The sequence below is a fragment of the Pseudomonas sp. 5.2 genome (assembly GCF_059025405.1).
Window position 1 is genome coordinate 749,291 of record NZ_JBYBHH010000001.1, and the last position, 19,971, is coordinate 769,261.

Consider the following 19,971-nt stretch of genomic DNA (forward strand, 5'->3'; position numbering starts at 1 on the left):
GACGGCGCCTCACACAAGTCACCCAGAATTCGCGTAAAAGTGCGAATTCTGGGTTGTCCGCTGCCAATTAGAAGTAGGTAGTTACCCCGGCAAAGTACGCCCGACCGGGTACGTAAAAGCTGGTCGAGTCATCACGTGGATCTTCATCCAGCAGGTTCTGCACGCCGACGTTCAGGGTCAGCCAGCGGGTGGCTGACCAGTTGGCGGTCAGATCGTACGTGGTGTACGACTTGACGAAGTCGGTGCCCAGGCCGCGTTGCTTGCCCACGTGCTGAGCTGACAATTCTGTGCCGATCCGTTCGGTGATCTGCCAGTCGATGGCGCTGAACAACGACAGTTTCGGCGAGCTGATCAGGTCTTCACCGGTCGACAGGTTGCGGCTTTCGAGCATGTAGGTAGCGTTGGTGCGCCAGCTGGCATTTTCCCACAACGGCACTTTGGTGCTGCCTTCCCAGCCGCGGGTGCGGGCTTCCTCAGCATTTTCAAGCATGGTCCACCAACGGCCCTGGAAATACCCCAGCGGCGCGTACTCGATTTTGTCCTCGAAGTCGGTGTGGAAGTAAGTGAGGCTGGCCTCCCAACCGTCGCGGTCGAAGGAGACACCAATCTCCTTGTTGGTGCTGATTTCTGGGCGCAGGTTCGGGTTGCCGGCCATCCAGCAACTGCCGGTGACGTAACCCAGCGGGCGTAGCGATGTACAACCGCGACCGCCCGAGTTGGTCGCCGCGCCAGCACTGCCTTCTTTCAGGCTGGGGGCACGGAAACCTCGAGACACGCCACCGCGCACCGTCCAGTCAGGGTGAGGGTGATAGACCAGGTAAGCACGTGGGCTGTTATGGTTGCCGTATTCGTCGCTGTGGTCGAAGCGGTTCCCCAACGTCAGCGATAGGTTATCGAGCAGAAACAGCTCGTCCTCGACGAACAGCGCAGAGTAGTCGCCCTCAAGATCCGCGCCGCCCACCGCTGCCCCTTGGTAATCAACGGGTACGGTGCCCAGCGTGTCGGTGTTGGTCAGTTGCTCACGCTTCCACTGGCCGCCAACGGTGAGGCGCTGGTTTACCAACAGGTCAAACGGGATGTTAAGGCTACCCTCGACGATTTTTTCTTCCGAGTTAGCCTTGCCCTCGCTGAGGTCGTTGTTGAACTTGTTCAGGTAAGCGTCGATACGCGAGGTGCCAAAGCCCCAGTCGCCGTGGTGGGAGACCACGAAGCTATCACGGGTGAGGCGTCCGGCACCGAAGGCTTCACCTACCGTGTCACCCCAGTCGCCGTAGGTTTTCTTCGACGACCACGAACGCTCGACGCCTTGGATCGCTTCGAAGGACAACTCATGGTTTTCGTTGATCTGCCAATTAAGCAACGCGTTGACGCTGTGGTCTTTGGCACCGCCGGCGCCGTCGTTGTAAACGAAGTCACCCAGTGCATCGAGGCGTGGCGCGGCTTCGTCGGCAGCGCGCCGAGTCAGGTTGGCGCCCAGGCGCAGCCCCAGGGAGTTGGTGACAGGGCCAGAAAGGTTAATGCTGGTCTGGTTGGTCTGACCACGGTCGGAGTCTTCCGGGATCGTGGTGTTGACGTTGAGCGAGCCGCTCCACTCACGGGACACTTTACGGGTGATGATATTGATCACGCCGCCCATGGCGTCTGACCCATACAACGATGACATCGGCCCGCGCACGATCTCGATTCGCTCAATCATGTTCGGCGAGATCCAGTTGATGTCCTGGCGACCCAGATCACGGCGGTAATTCGTGTCGGCGGAACTGCCGACGCGTTTACCGTCCACCAGGATCAAGGTGTATTTGTCGTCGAGGCCGCGCAGCTTGATTTTCGACTGCTCGCCCACCGGGCCGTAGCCCCCGGTGACGCCGGGTATGCGGCGTAGCAGGGTGTTCAGGTCGTAGACCGGCTGTCGCTCGATCTCTTCCCGGGTAATGACGCTGACACTGGCCGGCGCGTCGCGCACATCAGTGCCGCCGCCCGTGGCGGTGACGAACGAAGCTTCCAGTTCGGTGGCGGGGAGCGGTTCAAGCTCATAGGCTTCCTCGGCCTGGACGGCAGTCGCGGTGAGCAGCGCGACGGTGAGCAGGGCACGGGAAAAAGGTGGGCATGGCATCGTGAAACAGTCCTTGTCGAGCGGTTGGATTCCAGGGGCAGAATGCAATCGGGGCAGGACACTAACGCAAATGAGAATTGTTTAAAAGAAAATGTTAAAAATAATTTACTGAAAATTTACAAAAAATTGACCCAGCGAAGGGGCATTCCAGGCTTACAGCCACGGCTACCTGACGGCAGGCCGTTACCGGCCTGCACACCAAGAATCTGACAGTCCCGAAAGAGCATTCAGATCGCGATCAATCCACCCAGCGCCACAGCGGTTCATCTAACAGCCCAACACCGCGCAGCTGCGTTTGCCCCTGTATCTTCTCCAGCTCCAGCACATTGCAGCCATCACACGCCGACAGCGCCTCGATCAACGGGGCGCTGTGGGATACGACCCAAACTTGGCTACGACGCGAAGCGCGAATGATCAACCGCGCTAGCGCAGGAAGCAGGTCAGCATGCAAGCTGGTTTCCGGCTCGTTCAGCACCATCAACGACGGCGGCCGTGGTGTCAGCAGTGCTGCCATCAACAGCAGATAACGCAGGGTCCCATCCGACAATTCAGCCCCCCCCAGCGGGCGCAAAAGCCCGTGCTGATGGAGCTGTACGCTGAACAGCCCACCAGGCGGCGCATCGATCGCCAGGCGACTCCCGGGAAACGCGTCATCCAGTGCCGCTACGAGGTCTTCAACCTCACCAATCTCGATGATGGTCTGCAATGCCGAGGCAAGGTTGCGCCCATCGTGATGCAGAACCGGCGAGCGAGTCCCGAGCTGTGGTTGACGGCAAGGCGCGTCACGGTCGATACGGAAGTGATCGTAGAACCGCCAGCTGTTGATGAACGCCCGCAGCTCCCCGATCTCGGGTGCCTGACGTGGCCGGCCAACGATGTTGAAAAAGCTCTCACAGCTGTCGGCATGTTGATCGAGTACCGTCCAACTGTTTCCCTCCCGGGCACGAACCATCGCGTTTTTACGTTCAACCAGCAAGGACGATGGCCGGTACGCGCCGGCGGCCCAGATGGCTTCGGTTTTGATCTCGGGGTCGAGCATGAATGCGCTGGGATAGGGCAGGGGAATCGGCAGGCCGAGTGAGATGGCAAAGCCGAAATCCTCGGTGGCGAAGCCGAGCCGCAGGCGTTTGGCGTCGCTCGGGTGCTGGCCTTGGATGGGCACTTCACCGCGCTTCATGCGTGCGCTCATCTCAGGCCCCGCCCACCAGGTCGAATCCAGCCCGCCTTCACGAGCGAGCGCTTCGATCACGCCGCCCTGAGCGGTTTCGGCGAGCAGGCGCAGGGCTTTGTACAGGTTGGATTTGCCGCTGCCGTTGGCACCGGTCACCAAGTTGAGTTGGCCCAATGGCAACACAAGGTGGTTGATCGAGCGGTAGTTGCCGATGGCGAGGGTGGTGAGCATGTGGGGCGTCCCAGCTTGAACTGAGTGGCCGATTGTGGCGGAACTGGAGCTGCCTTACTACCGCGGGCCTTTGCTTGGATCGATCGGGCCGCTATAGGGGGCGGCGTTGGGCCTGTGATTCTGCCGTTACGCGTAACGGTATGGATCGCGCAAAAGCGTACGCACTTCGACAAGCTCGCCGGTCCTCATGTACAAGTCACTCATTGCATATGGAAATCAACCGGAGGGAGCATGGTGTCGATACACCCACTAGCGGCGAATGAATGGCGAGTCTACCGGGACCTGCGTTTACAGGCACTGATCGACTCACCCGATGCCTTCGCAAGCCAATACGAAGATGAGGCTGCCAGAGACGATTCAGCGTGGGCAACACGTGTCTCTACAGCTGCTGCGTCCGCCAGCGCCCACGTCTTGATTGCCTTTCAGCACACTGAACCCTGTGGCTTGGTGTGGTGTAAATCCTTGGACGCTGAACCCCCTGTCGTTGAGCTTTTCCAGATGTGGGTGAGTCCTTCATCTCGCGGAACAGGCGCCGGCAGAGCATTACTCGATGCCGCCATCGCCTGGGCTGTAACACGCAATGCAGAGCGTGTCTGCTTGGGCGTGACCCGCGCAGACAGCCCGGCAATGCACCTGTACCAATCAAGTGGCTTCTGCCCAGTCGGTGAGCCAGAACCTTTGCGGCCGGGCTCGGCTTTGACATCCCAACCCATGGAGCTGCGCTTGAAGCGCCCTGAATAATGCCGCCCTGAAGCAGCGCCGACTCAGATCCACACGTCGTTCAAGGCTGTGCGCTCACCCCCTTCATGGCCGGTATTCAGCACGCCGCGTGGCTCGATCATCATCAGTTTCGCCTCCCCCTGGGCCGCTGTCCTGTGCTCCACCCCACGTGGCACCACATACAGTTCGCCCGGGTTCACATAGACGCAGCCCTCGGGCAGGTCGATGCGCAACGTGCCTTCAAGCACAAGAAACGCTTCGTCGGTCTCAGGGTGCGAGTGCCAGATGAATTCACCCTCGATTCGCACGACCTTGAACTGGTAGTCGTTCATTTCGGCGACCACTCTCGGGCTCCACTGTCGATCGATCAGCGAAGCCTTTTGGGCCAGGTTTACAGGTTGCAAGTTGGTGTCGGACATGACGGATTCTCTGTAGTTGAGGTAGTCAGCCTATCGAACCCAAAGCGCGCGGCGCTTGTACGATCCTGCAAGTCAGCGCGTAGGCCGCAGCCGTTCCAGCCAGCGCAACGGCGACACGCCATAGCTGCGGGTGAAGTGCCGGGTCATGTGGCTTTGATCGTGAAAGCCTGCAGCCAGGGCTGCATCGACCAGCGTGAAGCCATCCAGCATCAGCCGCCGAACAGTGTCCAGGCGCCGCAGCGTGACAAAGCGGTAGGGGCTGGTGCCGTAAAGGGCGCGGAAGTCCCGTGACAAGCTCCACTGCTCGCGCCCGCTGGCCTGTTCGAGCATTTCCAGGGTGATGCCCAGGTGCAGGTGCTCCATGATGAATGCCCGGGCGCGCTCGGCCGAGCGGTAGTCCAGGCGTTTGCGACCGCGTGGCTTGCCGCCGACTGCACGCAAGGCCATGGCCAAGTCATAGACGGCGTCCTGCTCTTCCAGTGTTTCCAGGGGGTGGTCCAGTGCCTGCACGAAGGCTTCACTGGCGCAGTACAGGCGCGGGTCGCTGGACAGCCCGCCAGCAATGAAGGGTAACGGCTCACCGCTGAGCACGTTTTGGATCAGCGCCGGGTCGATGTAGGCCATGCGGTAGCGAAAGCCCGCATCCGTGCCGGCCATGCCGTCATGCACTTCGTCAGGGTGCAGGACCAGCGTATTACCGGGTACGCCGTGGCACAGTGCCCCCTTGTAGTGAAAGCTCTGCACGCCGGCGAGGGTGCGGCCGATCGAATAGGTGTCGTGACGATGCGGATCGTAGCCATGGCTACCGAACCATGCTTCGATCCGCTCTACGCTGCCGGGTTGAGCGCTGCGTATGACCCAGTCCGAGGTGGCTGCGTGGGCTGTTTTACGTTCCATCGAGGGGCTTTCCTGCCGGGTTCCCTGCATGAGTGTCACTTGAAAACGATTGCCTTCTGATTAAAGCTGCGCTCAGGTCAGAGGCCTGAACCCCTAAGCCAGATCGGGGGTCCTAGCGTACAGAAAACGCGAACCAAGGAGGGGTATGTCCAACGTGAAATGCACCCAATCGCTTATGGTATTGCTGGCAGCGGCCACACTCGCCGCCTGCGTCCCCTGGAAGCGCGAGCGCCCCGCCTACGCAGACCTTTGCCAATCCGAATTTCAATTCAAAGTGCCAGGCCCGCAGGGGGAGACTACCCTCTACCTGGAAACCTACCTCTACGACCACGCCGCCCACTGGAGCGACCGGCCAATCGAGCAAGTCCTGCACGTCGAGTACCCCGGCGAGAAGTACGCGCGGCGTGAATTCTATGTGCAACTGATCGCCTACAACAAAAACCGCCAGCGTCCGTCGTCCAGCTCCACCCGCGGCGAGCCGCCGATCCCGATCCTCTACGACAGCCGCCAGGCCTCTATCACCTTCGAAGATGGCTCACGCCTGCAGGCGCGGCCCGAGGTGTACCTAGGCATCGACAAAACCTACGACTATCCGCTCGTTTACCCAACCACCGCGCGCCCATCGCCCTACGACATCAACAGCGACGAAGTACACCGCAACATCCCCAAGATCACCAACAACAAACGGTACGGCTCCGCCTATGTGGTTTTCCAGACCGACAAGTTCGATGCCAATTCCAAGTGGACCATCCACCTGGGCGCGCTGGAGGTTCAAGGCCAGAAACTGCCGATTCCACCGATCAAACTCTGCTACCAACCTGTGAAGAAATGGATCGGTATCGAGCCTTTGATGCGGCCATGAGGTAATGCGTTTTTATCGGTATGTAGGGGCAACCCACCGCCGTGGTGCTGCGCCCCTACATTTGAACTGCCCAACTGCAGGGGTGCCTAATGAACATCAACCAGAGGGCAGCACGATGACTGAGCGCAAAGACGACCAGAAGCAACAAAGCCAAGTACCGGCGCATTCCACGGAAGAGGAAAAGGCCAAGCTTAAGGACAAGAACAAGGATGGAATCCCGCCGGGTGCTGAGTGACGCCCGTTGGTTGCGGCGCGGGCACTGCGGCGTAAGGCAAGGGCTGCATCGGTAATCAGTAATTGACAGCGGCCCTACAGCTGACGACCATCCCCAAACAACGACGCCCCGCTGCACCCAGCTCCCCCTGCGTCAATCCATTCGTTTACGACCGTTACAGTGAGTGACGGTCCGCATCAGATCAGGACGATGAACGACTACGCCCTAAAACTCGCCACCTACTGGCGTAACTCCCTCGCTGACGCTGAAAACGGCAATGGCGCACTAAATTCCGATAAATCCAAGGCACTGACCCCCATCCTTTTGGAGCACGTCAACAAAGGCTGCCTGCCTGTGGAACTGGCAGACCCATTGTTCACCAACGAGCCCGCCTCGACTGCGACAGTTAAGGTCACCCTTCGGCCTTGGGTATTCGAAGCGCAACTGGAACACGGCAAGACGCGGTCGGGTATACCAGCCACGGTCACGCCGGTGATGTGCACTGTGCTTGTTGCGCGGGATGGTCGTCTTTATCCAACCAGCCAGACCTTCGTGCCACGCGATATTCTCGAACCGCTCGACAGGGGCACGTTCTGCATCGGCGCGCAGTCGGTGCTTGATGAGTTCTTGAACGCCAGGGAGGTACCTGCCTTTTCCCCTCCCGAAGGGGAGCAGGTGCTGGATGCGCAGAAGCACCACGAGCAATGGCGCCTGTTCATGCGTTTTTGCTGGAAGATGTTGCTCAAGGTGGGCAAAGGCTGGGACCCAACGGCAGACGGCCTGAGTCGAGCTGAGCATGGCCTGCTGTTCAAAGAAGACAAAGCCGACGGATTCAGCCAGAACATTGTCAACCTGTACGACTACCTGCGCCAACACAAGCCCGCCGTAGCGCTGTTCGAGCGCTTCGCCCAGCGCGCCCCGAGCCTGGACGAAGCCTGCCTGCCTGCCAATAGCCTGTTTGCCGCACGGCTTGGCCATGCGGGTGACGAATACGCACTGGCGCCGGCCCAGCGTGACGCCTTGGCTCATCTACTGGCAGGCGAGGTGGGCGAGGTACTGGCTGTGAACGGCCCGCCCGGTACGGGTAAGACGACGCTGGTGTTGTCGGTGGTTGCATCGCTATGGGCCAAGGCTGCCGTGGAGGGCGGCGAGCCACCGATAATAGTTGCCAGCTCCACTAACAACCAGGCAGTCACAAATATCATCGCGGCATTCGGCAAAGACTTCGCCGAGGGTAGTGGGCCTTTCGCGGGACGTTGGCTGCCTGACGTTCATAGTTTCGGTGCTTATTTTCCGAGAGCCTCGGCCGAAGCGGAAATGGCCACTGTCTTCCAGACCAAAAGCTTTTTCGCCGAACTGGAATCAGAGGCGTACCTGGAGAGGGCGCAGCAGGCTTATCTGGAGCATGCTGCATTGGCTTTCCCAGGCGTTCAAGAGATGAGCGTGAAGGGTGCGGTGGACCTGCTGCGTCAGCAGATCGTCGATCGTCAGCAGCAACTTGCTGTTATCGAACAGGCGTGGATTGCCCTGAATTTGGCACGGGAAGCTGTCCAGGCAGCGTTGGGCGACGACCCGCAGGCTGATATCCAAGCACGAAAGGCGGCGCTGGCTGGCCATGTGCAGCCATTGGAAAACGTACAGAAACGGCTGAAAAATTTCAGACATTACCTGGCCCACGAGCCGCTGTTTTACAGCCTCTTCAGCTGGATCCCCCCCGTGGCGGCCAAGCGGCTTCGGCTGGCCAAGCTGCAGCTCGATGGCGCCGATACCCCGCTGCACAATGCCTCGAGCTTGAGTGAAATCGAAAGCCGTCTGGTGGCGGCCGAGAATGAAGCGCGTGCACAGCATCAACAGCTAACTGCCCGGTTACAAACTGCACAGCAACTGCTTGAGGCGCAACAGCGTTCGCTGCAGCACTGGCAGGGTGTGATAGGCCCGCTGGCCGGGGCGATTGGCATGCCTGCAGCTGAAACCACGCTCGATGACTGCGACGGTTGGGCCGATACGACGTTGCGCTTCGACATTTTTCGGTTGACCACACACTACTGGGAAGGGCGCTGGCTGTTGGAGGTAGGCGAAGACCTGCCTGCCATTGTCAAAAGCCGCACGAAAACCGGCAGGAAAACCCTCGTCAACAGCTGGCGTCGCTGGATGAAGCTGACGCCTTGCGTGGTCTCGACGTTTTTCCGCCTGCCCAAAGAGCTGTCGTGCAAGCGCTACGATGACGGTGACTACATCGACGATTACCTGATCGACTTCATCGACCTGCTGATTGTCGACGAGGCCGGGCAGGTGTTGCCAGAGGTGGCTGCGCCATCGTTCGCCCTCGCCAAGCAGGCGCTTGTCATCGGTGACACGCAGCAGATAGAGCCCATCTGGTCGATCCCGGCCAAGGTGGATATCGGTAACTTGACGAACGCCGGGCTGACTTCACACAGCCAGGTCGATGAGGACTACGAGGCCTTTTGTGAGGGCGGGCGCAGCGCGGCGAGTGGTAGCGTCATGGCGATCGCCCAAGCGACCAGCCGCTATCATTACGATCCCGATTTGGCACGAGGCATGTATCTGTACGAGCATCGTCGCTGCTACGACTCGATCATCAGCTTCTGCAATGCTCTCTGCTACAAGGGCAAGCTGCTGCCACGGCGTGGCCAGAAGCCAGACGGGGGCTTGCCGGGCCTGGGCTACCTGCATATCGATGGCAGATGCCAGCAAAACAGCCAGGGTAGCCGCGACAACCTGCTTGAAGCGCAGACGGTCGCGGCCTGGATACAGGCCAATGAAGCCGAGTTGAGGCAGCGTTACGAGGGCAAAGCGCTGTTTGAGATCCTTGGTGTGATCACGCCATTCGGTGCGCAAACCAGTGCCATCGTCGACGCCTGCACCGCGCTGGGTATTCACGCCGGTAAAGGGGCGGGCGAAATTACCGTCGGCACGGTGCATTCGTTTCAGGGCGCGGAGCGGCCTGTGGTGATTTTCTCAGCGGTGTATTCCAAGCATGCCGATGGTGGTTTTATCGATCGCCGAGATAGCATGCTCAACGTCGCCGTGTCGCGGGCCAAGGACAGTTTTCTGGTGTTCGGCGATATGGATGTGTTTGGCCAGGTGCCGGTCAGCAAACCGCGCGGATTATTAGCGAAGTACCTGCTGGCGGACCCTGCCAGCGAGCTGCAGTTCGAGTACCAGCCCAGGCTTGACCTGCAAACGGCCACTACCGGGTTGAGCCATTTGCATGAGTGGGAGGAGCATGACCGGTTTCTGATGCAGACGCTGAAGACTGCTCGCCAGCAGGTACAGATCGTGACCCCGTGGGTCAGGCTACACTGCTTGCAGACAACCGGAGCATTGCAGCAGATGCATGCTGCTGTGCAACGTGGGGTGCAGGTCGAGGTGTATACCGACTTGCTCTTGAACACGGATACCTCACGTCAAAAACCCAAAGGCGAGCCACAGAAAGTGGTTGAATTCGAGGCTGTGCTTGCTTACCTGCAGGCGCAAAATGTTCCTGTGCGTGTGGTCAGCAAAGTGCACAGCAAGATGGTCATGGCAGATCAGGAGGTGCTGTGTGTTGGCTCTTTCAACTGGCTGAGCGCCCAGCGTCAGGGTGAGTATGTACGCCACGAGACCTCGATGGTTTATCGGGGCGCGGATGTCAGCGAGGAGATCCAGGTCAACCGCAGCAGCTTGGCGAGTCGGGTGACTTCATATGGGGGAGGGGCCTGAGGCGCCGAAACCAAATGTCAGCAACTTTTCAGTCCAATAGCCTGGTCATCGACCTGGAAGTCGTCCCCGCCAAGGGGGACAAACCCGATCGCATCATAAAAGTCGGCGCAACAAGGCCTGACCTGGATAAACAGATAGATGTAGCGGTCAAACAAAACCTTGCGCAGGTACTGGCTGAGGTCGATACGCTCTCGCACGGTGCTGGCTACCTGCTGGGGCACAATATCATCGAGCACGACCTGCCCATCCTTCTGCAACAGGCACCGGCACTGGCCCTGCATGCGCTGCCGGTAATCGATACGTTGCGTCTGTCACCGCTGGCGTTTCCGCAGAACCCTTACCACCGGCTGGTCAAAGACTACAAGCTGATCCGCGACAGTCTCAACTCGCCGCTTGCCGATTGCCGTTCAACGCTGGTTTTGTTCAGCGACCAGCGCGATGCATTCGCGCAGTTGAACGAGGTCAACCAGGCCGAGTTGCTGTGCTATCAAGCGCTGCTGGCCCCAGGTCTGGACAGCGACCTGGGCACTTTTTTCGCCTCCCTGACTGGTCGGCAAGCGGTGTCTATCGCGCAGCTGCGCCAGCTGATTCCAGGCCTGTTGACGGAAACCGATGCGTCGACAGGTCGCGATCTGAAGGTGTGTAACACCCGCTTGCAGCAACTGCTGGGCACTGAGCTTGAACAGAGGGATTTGCACTTGCCTTTGGCCTACGCACTGGCGTGGCTACGGGTGTCGGGCGGCAACTCGGTGCTCGCGCCGTGGGTGCGGCATCAGTTTCCGGGGGTGATGCGCCTTATTCGTGAGCTGCGCGATGTGCCTTGTGGCCGTGCGGATTGCCAGTACTGCCTCACCACCCACGATCCACGCCATGAACTCAAGCGCTACTTCGGTTTTGCGGACTTCCGCTACGAACGCCCCGGCGAGAGCCTGCAGCATGACGTGGTACTCGCTGGCATGCAGGGGCAGCATGTGCTGGCCATTCTGGCGACAGGCGGCGGCAAGTCACTGTGTTACCAGCTGCCCGCGCTGAACCGCTTTCATCGCAACGGTAGCTTGACCATCATTATTTCGCCGTTGCAGTCGCTGATGAAGGACCAGGTGGACGGGCTGTTGGAGCGCAGCGTGCAATGCGCCGCCACGCTCAATGGCATGCTGACGATGCCTGAACGTGCCGATGTGCTGGAGAAAATCCAGATGGGGGATGTCGGCATCCTGTTGGTATCCCCCGAGCAATTTCGCAACAGGGCGTTTCGCCGTGCCATTCGGCAGCGACAGATCGGTGCCTGGATTTTCGACGAGGCGCACTGCTTATCGAAGTGGGGCAATGATTTCCGTCCCGACTACCTGTATGCATCGCGCTTCATTCGTGAGCACACGGGCGACCAACCACTTGCACCAATCGGTTGCTTCACGGCAACAGCCAAACCGGATGTATTGGCTGATATCCGGGCGCATTTCAGGGATGGCCTGGGCATCGAGTTCGCCCAGTTTCTGGGCAGCCATGAACGTACCAACCTGAGTTTTGAAGTACAGCCTTGCAGCCGCGACGAAAAGTGGCCGAGGATCCACCATTTGCTTGAAGCAGAGCTCGGTGGCCAGGAAGGTGGGGCGGTGGTGTTCGTTTCAAGCCGTAAGGGGGCTGAAAAGCTCTCGGACTTTCTGATCGAGCAAGGATGGTCCTGCCGGCATTTCCACGCCGGCCTTGAGCCCAACGACAAGAAGGATATCCAGGACGACTTCAAGGCCGGGCGTATCCGCATCATTGTCGCCACCAATGCCTTCGGCATGGGGGTCGACAAGGCCGACATTCGGCTGGTTGTTCATGCAGACATCCCAGGCTCGCTTGAAAACTACCTGCAAGAGGCTGGCCGGGCCGGGCGTGACCAGGGCGCCGCACGCTGCGTGCTGCTTTACGATGCGCAAGACATTGAAACCCAATTCGGCCTCTGCGAGCGCTCCAGGCTCAGCCTGCGCGACATCCAGCAAATTTTGCGCAAGCTACGTTTTGAGTACGCCAGGCGCAAGGGCGGTGAATTGGTGATTACCGCAGGCGAAATCCTCATGGATGAGGACGTCGAAACCTCGTTCGATGCCGGCGACATCGATGCTGAAACCAAAGTGGTCACCGCCGTTGCCTGGCTGGAGCGCGGGCAATACCTAAAGCGGGAAGAAAACAGCAACCAGATCTTCCCGGCGCGTTTGAGCCTGAGCGAAGGGGAAGCCAGCCAGCGTTTACACAAGGCCAACCTGTCGAAGCGGCGCCATGAAGAGTTCGACGCGATCCTGAAGTACCTTTACCGCGCCGAGGCCGACGAGCGGGTCAGCACCGACAACTTGATGACACTCACCAGCCTCACCTCTGAAGAGGTCGTCAGCACATTAAGGCAGATGGAAGCGCTGGGGTTGCTGGTCAACGACACCCAGTTGACCGTATTGCTGCGCCATGGCGTGGTGGGGGCTTCGAGCCAGCGTCTGGCACAGACCCTGGCCTTGGAGGCGGCCCTGTTCGAATTACTCAGCGAACTGGCGCCGGACGCACACGATGGCAGCTGGCAAGACTTGAACCTCACTGCACTGACTGCGGGCCTGCGCGCAAGGCTGGAGCAGGAAGATCTTATCCCCCTTCAAGTGTTGCGCCTGCTGCATAGCCTGTCCTACGACCGCGAGAGCAACAGCCAGCCACGCAGCAGTTTCGAGCTCAAGCAGGTCAACCATGACTACATCAAGCTCAGGATCCAGGGCAAATACAGCTGGGCACAGCTCGAACGCTTTGGCGAAAAACGACGGACAATTGCCACAAAGTTGCTGCAGTTTCTGACCAGCAAGCTGGCGCCTGCTTCAAAGGGCAAAGACCTGATGGTGCAGAGTACATTCGGTGAGCTGGCCGGCTTGATCGAGTCGGACCTCGTCCTCGCTCAAGCCGTGCAGGCCAACCAGCGCCAGAGGGCCATCGAGCACGTGCTGCTGTACCTGCACAAGCAAGAAGTGCTTACGCTTAACCATGGTATGACAGTGATGCGCAGGGCAATGACCATTGAGGTGAATGCCGAGAAAAAGGGCAGTTACCTTAAGGACGACTACTTGCGCCTGGACGAGCATTACAGCGAAAAACGCATCCAGGTGCATGTGATGCGTGAGTACGCGCAGGTGGCCCTGGAGGCGATGGCAAGTGCGCTGGAGTTGGTACTGCATTACTTCACAGACTCGAAAGATGCTTTTTTACAGCGCTATTTCTCTGGCCGCGAAGAGGTGCTCAAGCACGCCACCAGCGAGGAGTCGTGGCGTTCGATTGTCGAAGACCTAAGTACTCAGCAGCGGCTTGTGGTGGTCGATGACGACGACAGCAATCGCCTGGTGCTGGCTGGGCCGGGCTCAGGTAAGACGCGGGTCATCGTGCACCGCATCGCCTATCTGTTGCGCGTGCGGCGGGTACCGGCCCATGCGATCGTGGCCCTGACCTTCAATCGGCATGCTGCCAATGAAATTCGCAAGCGGCTTCTACAGCTGGTGGGTGCGGATGCTTACGGTGTCAGCGTAATGACTTACCACAGCATGGCCATGCGCCTGACTGGCACCCGTTTCGAGCGCAAGGACGGAGTGGATGAAGGGGCGCTCAAGCAGGTGCTGGAAAATGCCGTACTGATGCTGGAAGGCAAAGGCATGGCTGAAGGCGAGGATGACCTGCGAGATCAGCTATTGCGTAGCTATCGCTACATTCTGGTGGATGAATATCAGGATATCGACGCGCTGCAATACCGTTTGGTGAGTGCACTGGCCGGCAGGCAGTCCAGCGAAGAGGGCCGTTTGTGCATCTTGGCGGTGGGTGACGATGACCAGAACATCTATGCGTGGCGCGACACCAACAACCGTTATATCGAACGTTTCCGCGAGGATTATTCGGCCACCACCAGCTATTTGATCGAGAATTACCGCTCGACGCAGCACATTATCGCGGCAGCCAATCAGTTGGTAGGCCATAACCCCGAACGGTTGAAGGTTGCCCACCCGATCCGGATTGATCGCAGTCGCCAGTCGAACCCTCCAGGTGGCGCCTGGCAATCGCTCGACCCAGGGCGTGCAGGGCGGGTTGCACGCCTGGCCATTGACCCGGTTGACAGTGGTGTTGGCAATGTTCAGGCCCAGGCCGCCATGAACGAGCTCAAGCGTCTTCTGGCGCTGGAGGAGGGCGCCTGGCACGGTTGCGCCCTGCTTGCGCGTACTCACCAATATTTGCTGCCGGTTCAGGCCCTTTGCGAGCTTGCAGGCATTCCCTATTTTCTGGCTGCCGACAAGGACAGCGGGTTGCCGATCACACGGCAGCGTGACTTCGTAGCGGTGGTTGATCAGCTGCGGAATATTGGCAAAACACTGACTGCTGCAGAGGCGTGGGCGCAGGTTTCGGTGACTGTCAGTGCCGCCTGGCGCAGTTTTTTTGACGAGGCCTTTACCCAGTTACACGTCGAATTGGGGGAATGCCAGCTTCGCTGCAGTGCGGTGGTCGAATGGCTTTATGACTACGCCCGGGAAATGCGCCAGCAAGCACGCAATGGCCTGTATCTGGGGACTGTGCATTCGGCAAAGGGGCTCGAATTCAGGCATGTGGTATTGCTTGATGGCGGCTGGAATACCCAGGCAGGCGGGCTCAACGATGAACGTCGGCTGTATTACGTAGGCATGACGCGGGCCGAACAGACGTTGACGTTGTGTGAATTCAATGCGGCTAACCCGTTCAGTGGCAGCCTGACAGCAAACGTCGCACCCTTGGTGTTCAAGGGTGACCATGACCGGGCTTTGGAGCGGCGATTTTTGCAGCTCGGGTTGAGAGACATCGATATCGGTTTTGCCGGGCGCACTGCGTCGACGGATGTCATCCATGAGGCACTGCGAAGGTTGCAACCGGGGGATGAGTTGCAGCTTGTGAGGCAGGGTGACCGGTATGAGATACGCGATGGGCAGGGGCGTGTGGTTGGGCGAACCGCCAAGTCGTTTGTGTTGAACATTGAAGTGGAGCGATGCGAGGTGGCAGGGGTGCTGGTTCGGTATCTGGAACATACTGAGGAGCAGTATCGAACGTGGCATAAATCTGAGCGGTGGGAGATTGTCGTACCGCGGGTGTGTGGCACGAGCTGCATCGGGAGGCCATGAGCCAGCAGACTAGCCCACTTGCTAGAATGACAGGAGTCGTTGAAGTGGGCAGCTCCAGCGCAAGGTCTAGGTGATTTCACACAAAACGCGATCCGCCTGAAGGGTCAAAGGCTGGAAGCGTTTTCTGCATGACAACCGTCCGCTCCTCCCCATAAAACGCATCCCGCACAGTGCAAAAGCCCAACCCTGCATAAAACCCTTCCGCCGCTATGGAGGAGGGCACACGCAAGACCTTCAGCCCACGCGCAATCGCTTCATCTTCGATCACTGCCATCATCTGTTTCCCGACCCCAAGCCCTTGATGCTGGGGTTCGACAAACACACTTCTGACCACATCCCCGTCAAGACTGGCCGTGGCAATCACCTCATGCTCAATCAATGCCACAAACACCAACCGCCGAGTCAGCATCTCAAGAATGGCCGCCGCACTGAAAGACGCCTCGATGCGCGATATAGTCTCGGCATCATAGTCAGCCGCGTTCGACCCGCGTAAGGCCGCTATCACGACTCGGCTTATGCCCTCGGCGTCGTCTGCATTCGCCAAGCGAATAGGGCAACTCACTCTCGCGCCCCCGATGCATTCAACTGGGTTTCCTTCGCCAACTGAATAGCCGCATTGATCGCAGCCCGTGCCTGGGGGCTGTTCTTCCAGCATGTGGAGCCAACGGCCGCTGATGCCTGGGCCAAAATGTCATCGACATTCGCTTCGCTAAGCATCGCCAGCGAATCAATCCCCATCTGCTCAAGGCGAGCGACAACGGTTGGCCCTACGCCCTTGAGGGCCAGCAATGCTGTGTGTTCCGTCAGTGGAAATGGCATCCGTAAACTCCTGTTATCGGCAAATACTGCCGCTGGAGTTTACCAACTCGCTGGCCTGCTGGGGCTAATCAAGTTTCTCCAGTGCGTTGCTTTGTGGTGTTTCCACCGGCTGTTTCGAAAATCGCTTCGGCCCACTTCTGTTTGCCACCCCAAACGGCACATGCACCATCGGCAGGTCGCCGGCCGGTGATTGCAGGTGGCTGCGTTGATCATCGAAGAACACGTGGGGTTTGAGAATCGACAACACCCGGGGCTTTTCCATCCCCCCAAGGAAGAAGCACTCATCCGGCGACACGCCCCAATCCTTCAACGTGGTCACCACCCGCTCGTGCGACGGCGCGTTGCGCGCGGTCACGATGGCGATGCGCAAGATGCGTTTGTAGTTCGGGTCTTGTGCCAGCTTCTGGTCTTCGAGCGTGCGAATGTGGGAGAGCTTGCGGTACAGGTCCGCCAGTGGCCCGGGCTGGTGGGGGATGGCCTTGCGGGCCCGCTCGTGGGCCTGGAAGTCGTCCAGGTTGTCGTTCTGCTTGTACACGCTTTCCGCTTCGTCATCGGCGATCACGCCGTCAAAGTCGAAGGCCACGCGCAGCTCGGTGTCGATCTCATCGTCGTAAATGCGCGTCGGCAGCACCAGGCCAGCGGGGTAGCTGGCGTCGATGGCGCGCTGCACGTCGTCTTCGTTGGCGCTGAGAAACAACGAGGCGTTGAAGGCCGGGATGTACTCGTGGGGCGAGCGGCCGGACATGAAGGCGGCGCGGGTGATGTCCAGTTGGTAATGGCTGATGGAGCGGAACACGCGCAAGCCGGTTTCGGGCGAGTTGCGCGAGAGCAACACCACTTCCACGGGGAGTTGGTCGGGGAAGGCCTGGTTGATGCTGAGGAAGCGGCGAATGAACGGGAACGCAACGCCCCTCGGGAAGGGCTCATCCAGGTTTTGCTCCTGGTGCTGGCGGTAAGCCTCGACGCCGTCGGCCTTGTAGATGTCGTCAGACACGGTGAGGTCGAAAAGTGCACTGGAGGCCACGCCAATGACCAGCTTGTGTTCGATGGGGTAGGGCATTGAACGTGCTCCTTGAGGGGTGCAGGTGACGAGTATACGGGTATGCAGGCGGGTGATGGTTAATTGGGGCCGCTCCGCGCCCCTTCGCGGGCAAGCCCACAGGGAAGGCGCATGCTGGCAAACGCGGCACAGATCATGAGCGTTGCCATCGTTAGGCTACTATGTATAATCCCGCCGAAACCCGCATTCCAGAGCGGTTAACCATGGAAAGGCAAGTTTCTTGATGCGTTTCTAGCCGATGCCCTCCAGCGGCACTGCCCGCCATTTTGCGCATTGCATTTACTCCGTTGCATCCAGGCCATTGCTGGGCGTTGGCGAAGCCATGCCCCGCAACAGGCTGCACGCATTTCAACAAGGATATTCATGAAAAAGCGTTTCGTTCTCTGTGCCCTGGCCTCCGCCTTGGCAGGTTGCAACTCCGAATACAACTTCGACGAAGTCACCAGCTACACCGGCACTGTCGGGTCGCCGCATGCGCTGTACCTCGAGCGCAAGTCGGGCGAGCGGCTGAACGGCACCGTGGTGCACAAGGTGGGTGACCGGGTGCTGCAGGCGTTCAAGGTCGAAGACGGCAAAGTGGTCGGCGAATGGAAGGAGTTCGACCAGGACGGCAAGCTGCTGGTAGAAGGCCAGTTGCAGGACGGTGCGTTTGTCGGGCCCAAGAAAACCTGGTGCAAGGGCGAGTTCGCCGAGCACCTGGACAACGTCATCACCCTCGAAGGCGGACGCCGCAGCGAGCAGCACTACGACTGCGCCACAGGCCTGCAGGTCAGTGACAGCACAGAGATCCCGACCGTTGATTTCCGCAAGCGCGCGATCCGTGTCGGCACCCAGCGCGAGTGGAAGGTGATCGATGGCCAGCAGAAGCTCACCCTGCTGGAGACCTTCGCCAGCGATGGCTCCGGCAAGCTCGATGGCCTGGTGGAACACTATGACTACCAGGGCACACTGAAGGACCGCGCGACCTACAAGGCTGGCGAGCTCGATGGCGTGCGTGAGACCTGGACGTCGTTCACGGATGGCACGTCGGTGCCGGCCACAAAGGTCGAGTACAGCGCAGGCAAAAAAAACGGCCTGTACGAGGTGTACTTCATTCGCGGCTGGCCTGCTGGCACGGTCTCCGAAAAGGGCAGCTACAAGGACGACAAGCAGGCTGGCGTGTGGGTCAACTATCAGCCTGGCTCGGCCCAGGTACGTGATGTCGACAGCCCGCCAGACACCTCGCCCATGGCCATGCGCCTGTGGGACGCCGCCCAGGGCCAGGCGCGTACGTCGGACTGGGCAAAAGAGATCAAGGACCTCGACGCCTTCGCCTACCTGCTGAAAAGCGCCGGCATCAATGTCAATCAACGCCTGCATTACGAGAACAAGCCGCTGATCACCGTGGTCGCCGATAACGCCTACGACTACCTGATCTCGGTTGGCGCCGACCCGATGGGGCGGGATATCAACGGCAACACGCGCCTGATGAACTGCCTGGCGGGCAGCGACTACAGCTCGTGCAGCTTCGCGCACATGATCACCCTGGCGGGCAAGGAAGACCTGAAGGCGCACAACGTCTACGGCGACACCGCGCTGTCGGTGTTCTGCCAGAAAGCCGGCAGCCTGCAACGCCGCCATAGCGCCGGCCAGCAGCCTGAAGCGCTGTTCCAGGCACTGCTCAAGGGCAGCGACGTCAACGCCAAGGCCTACGGCGGCGAGACGGCCTTGCATGCCTGCATGGCCCAGCGTAACCACAGCTACGCCGAAGCGCTGGTCGCGGCGGGCGCTGACCTGAATGCAGCCGATGTCGATGGCACCACGCCGGTGGCCGCGGCCTTCTTCAACAGCTACAACCTGGCGGCAGCCGGGCAGCGGGTGGGCTGGTCCGAGAACGTGATCCGCTTCGCTGCCAGCTACCAGGGCAAGTCCGACTTCACCTTCGACACGCCGCTGGCGGCGTTCGGCAAATCGATTCGCCAGCTGGTGCTGGAAAACGGCGACACGGCCTCGGCGATGTTGATCGACTCCCTGGTGGGCACCGCCAAGGGTTGATTGTTTCTTTCAGGATCTACAGACAAGGATTACCTATGCGTCACTTCAAATACGTGCTGGCAGCACTGCCGTTCTGTGTATTGGCTGGCTGCGGCAACGACGCGCTGGATGGCACCTACGAGGCCACGACCAGCGTGATGGGCTACAGCGCAGGCAAGCAGACGGTCGAGTTCTCCAGCGACTACATCATTGCTGCGGGCAACAAGATCAAGGTCGACGAGTGGGAGCGCAAGGACGACGTGGTAGTGGCCCGTGATGCCAACGGTGTCGCGCTGATCAACGTCCGCGTGCTGGACGGCGGCAAGCGTCTTGAGTCGATTGGTGGCAACAACATGGCCAAGCAAGTGTTCGTGCGCGTCGACTGACCCTACCGGGCCGCTCTGCGGCCCATCGCCACTGTTTACGGCAAACGTTTAGCTTTACCGGCCTTCATTGGGGCTGCTGCGCAGCCCATCGCAGGCAAGCCAGCTCCCACAGGGAAGGCGTAATTCTCGAGAGCACCGCTCATCCTGTGGGAGCAGCTGTCTTGTGGTGCTTGTTCCGGCCTCATCGCTGGCAAGC

14 protein-coding genes are annotated in these 19,971 nt (G+C 59.7%); 6 read left to right on the plus strand and 8 right to left on the minus strand.

Features of this window, described 5'->3' with window-relative positions; genetic code table 11:
- Window positions 1-67: 67 nt before the first annotated feature.
- Both AC5PZ0_RS03585 and AC5PZ0_RS03590 read right to left on the minus strand, forming a co-directional pair.
- On the minus strand, window positions 68-2,113 hold the full coding sequence (locus AC5PZ0_RS03585; RefSeq protein WP_493854371.1) for a TonB-dependent receptor domain-containing protein: 2,046 nt from the start codon (window positions 2,111-2,113) through the stop codon (window positions 68-70).
- 238 nt (window positions 2,114-2,351) lie between these two features.
- Window positions 2,352-3,515: an AAA family ATPase gene (locus AC5PZ0_RS03590; RefSeq protein ID WP_186679892.1), complete on the minus strand. Its 1,164-nt coding sequence runs from the start codon at window positions 3,513-3,515 to the stop codon at window positions 2,352-2,354.
- A gap of 231 nt (window positions 3,516-3,746) precedes the next feature.
- Here AC5PZ0_RS03590 and AC5PZ0_RS03595 point away from each other — a divergent pair, with 231 nt between their 5' ends.
- On the plus strand, window positions 3,747-4,256 hold the full coding sequence (locus AC5PZ0_RS03595) for a GNAT family N-acetyltransferase (protein ID WP_493854372.1): 510 nt from the start codon (window positions 3,747-3,749) through the stop codon (window positions 4,254-4,256).
- 23 nt (window positions 4,257-4,279) lie between these two features.
- Here the strand turns inward: AC5PZ0_RS03595 and AC5PZ0_RS03600 are convergent, their stop codons facing one another.
- Window positions 4,280-4,654: a cupin domain-containing protein gene (locus AC5PZ0_RS03600; RefSeq protein ID WP_027596163.1), complete on the minus strand. Its 375-nt coding sequence runs from the start codon at window positions 4,652-4,654 to the stop codon at window positions 4,280-4,282.
- 72 nt (window positions 4,655-4,726) lie between these two features.
- Window positions 4,727-5,551: an AraC family transcriptional regulator gene (locus AC5PZ0_RS03605; RefSeq protein ID WP_274886284.1), complete on the minus strand. Its 825-nt coding sequence runs from the start codon at window positions 5,549-5,551 to the stop codon at window positions 4,727-4,729.
- Between the two features lie 175 nt (window positions 5,552-5,726).
- Here AC5PZ0_RS03605 and AC5PZ0_RS03610 point away from each other — a divergent pair, with 175 nt between their 5' ends.
- On the plus strand, window positions 5,727-6,413 hold the full coding sequence (locus AC5PZ0_RS03610) for a hypothetical protein (protein ID WP_446731382.1): 687 nt from the start codon (window positions 5,727-5,729) through the stop codon (window positions 6,411-6,413).
- A gap of 499 nt (window positions 6,414-6,912) precedes the next feature.
- Here the strand turns inward: AC5PZ0_RS03610 and AC5PZ0_RS03615 are convergent, their stop codons facing one another.
- Window positions 6,913-7,656 carry a hypothetical protein gene (locus tag AC5PZ0_RS03615; protein WP_493854373.1) on the minus strand — a complete coding sequence of 248 codons (744 nt, stop codon included), beginning with the start codon at window positions 7,654-7,656 and terminating at the stop codon, window positions 6,913-6,915.
- A gap of 15 nt (window positions 7,657-7,671) precedes the next feature.
- On the opposite strand from AC5PZ0_RS03615, the gene AC5PZ0_RS03620 reads away from it, so the two are divergent.
- Together AC5PZ0_RS03620 and AC5PZ0_RS03625 are read left to right on the plus strand one after the other, a co-directional pair.
- Window positions 7,672-10,350: an AAA domain-containing protein gene (locus tag AC5PZ0_RS03620; RefSeq protein ID WP_493854374.1), complete on the plus strand. Its 2,679-nt coding sequence runs from the start codon at window positions 7,672-7,674 to the stop codon at window positions 10,348-10,350.
- A gap of 14 nt (window positions 10,351-10,364) precedes the next feature.
- Window positions 10,365-15,497: a RecQ family ATP-dependent DNA helicase gene (locus AC5PZ0_RS03625; protein ID WP_493854375.1), complete on the plus strand. Its 5,133-nt coding sequence runs from the start codon at window positions 10,365-10,367 to the stop codon at window positions 15,495-15,497.
- A 76-nt stretch (window positions 15,498-15,573) separates the two neighbouring features.
- Here the strand turns inward: AC5PZ0_RS03625 and AC5PZ0_RS03630 are convergent, their stop codons facing one another.
- From AC5PZ0_RS03630 to AC5PZ0_RS03640, 3 genes are all read right to left on the minus strand, one after another.
- Complete coding sequence (locus tag AC5PZ0_RS03630; RefSeq protein WP_493854376.1) at window positions 15,574-16,059, minus strand: GNAT family N-acetyltransferase; 486 nt, start codon at window positions 16,057-16,059, stop codon at window positions 15,574-15,576.
- Window positions 16,056-16,316 (minus strand): helix-hairpin-helix domain-containing protein, encoded by a 261-nt coding sequence (locus AC5PZ0_RS03635; protein ID WP_265967830.1) that lies wholly within the window; start codon window positions 16,314-16,316, stop codon window positions 16,056-16,058. Before AC5PZ0_RS03635 ends, AC5PZ0_RS03630 begins: the two co-directional genes overlap by 4 nt.
- 64 nt (window positions 16,317-16,380) lie before the next feature.
- The gene (locus AC5PZ0_RS03640; protein ID WP_099428903.1) at window positions 16,381-17,376 is read right to left on the minus strand and encodes a 5'-nucleotidase; all 996 of its coding nucleotides are present in this window, start codon (window positions 17,374-17,376) and stop codon (window positions 16,381-16,383) included.
- Between the two features lie 363 nt (window positions 17,377-17,739).
- Between AC5PZ0_RS03640 and AC5PZ0_RS03645 the strand changes: the two genes are divergently transcribed.
- Entirely contained in the window at window positions 17,740-19,410 is a 1,671-nt protein-coding gene (locus tag AC5PZ0_RS03645; RefSeq protein ID WP_493854377.1) for a hypothetical protein, read from the plus strand.
- 35 nt (window positions 19,411-19,445) lie between these two features.
- On the plus strand, window positions 19,446-19,775 hold the full coding sequence (locus tag AC5PZ0_RS03650; RefSeq protein ID WP_027596171.1) for a hypothetical protein: 330 nt from the start codon (window positions 19,446-19,448) through the stop codon (window positions 19,773-19,775).
- The last annotated feature ends 196 nt before the right edge of the window (window positions 19,776-19,971 follow it).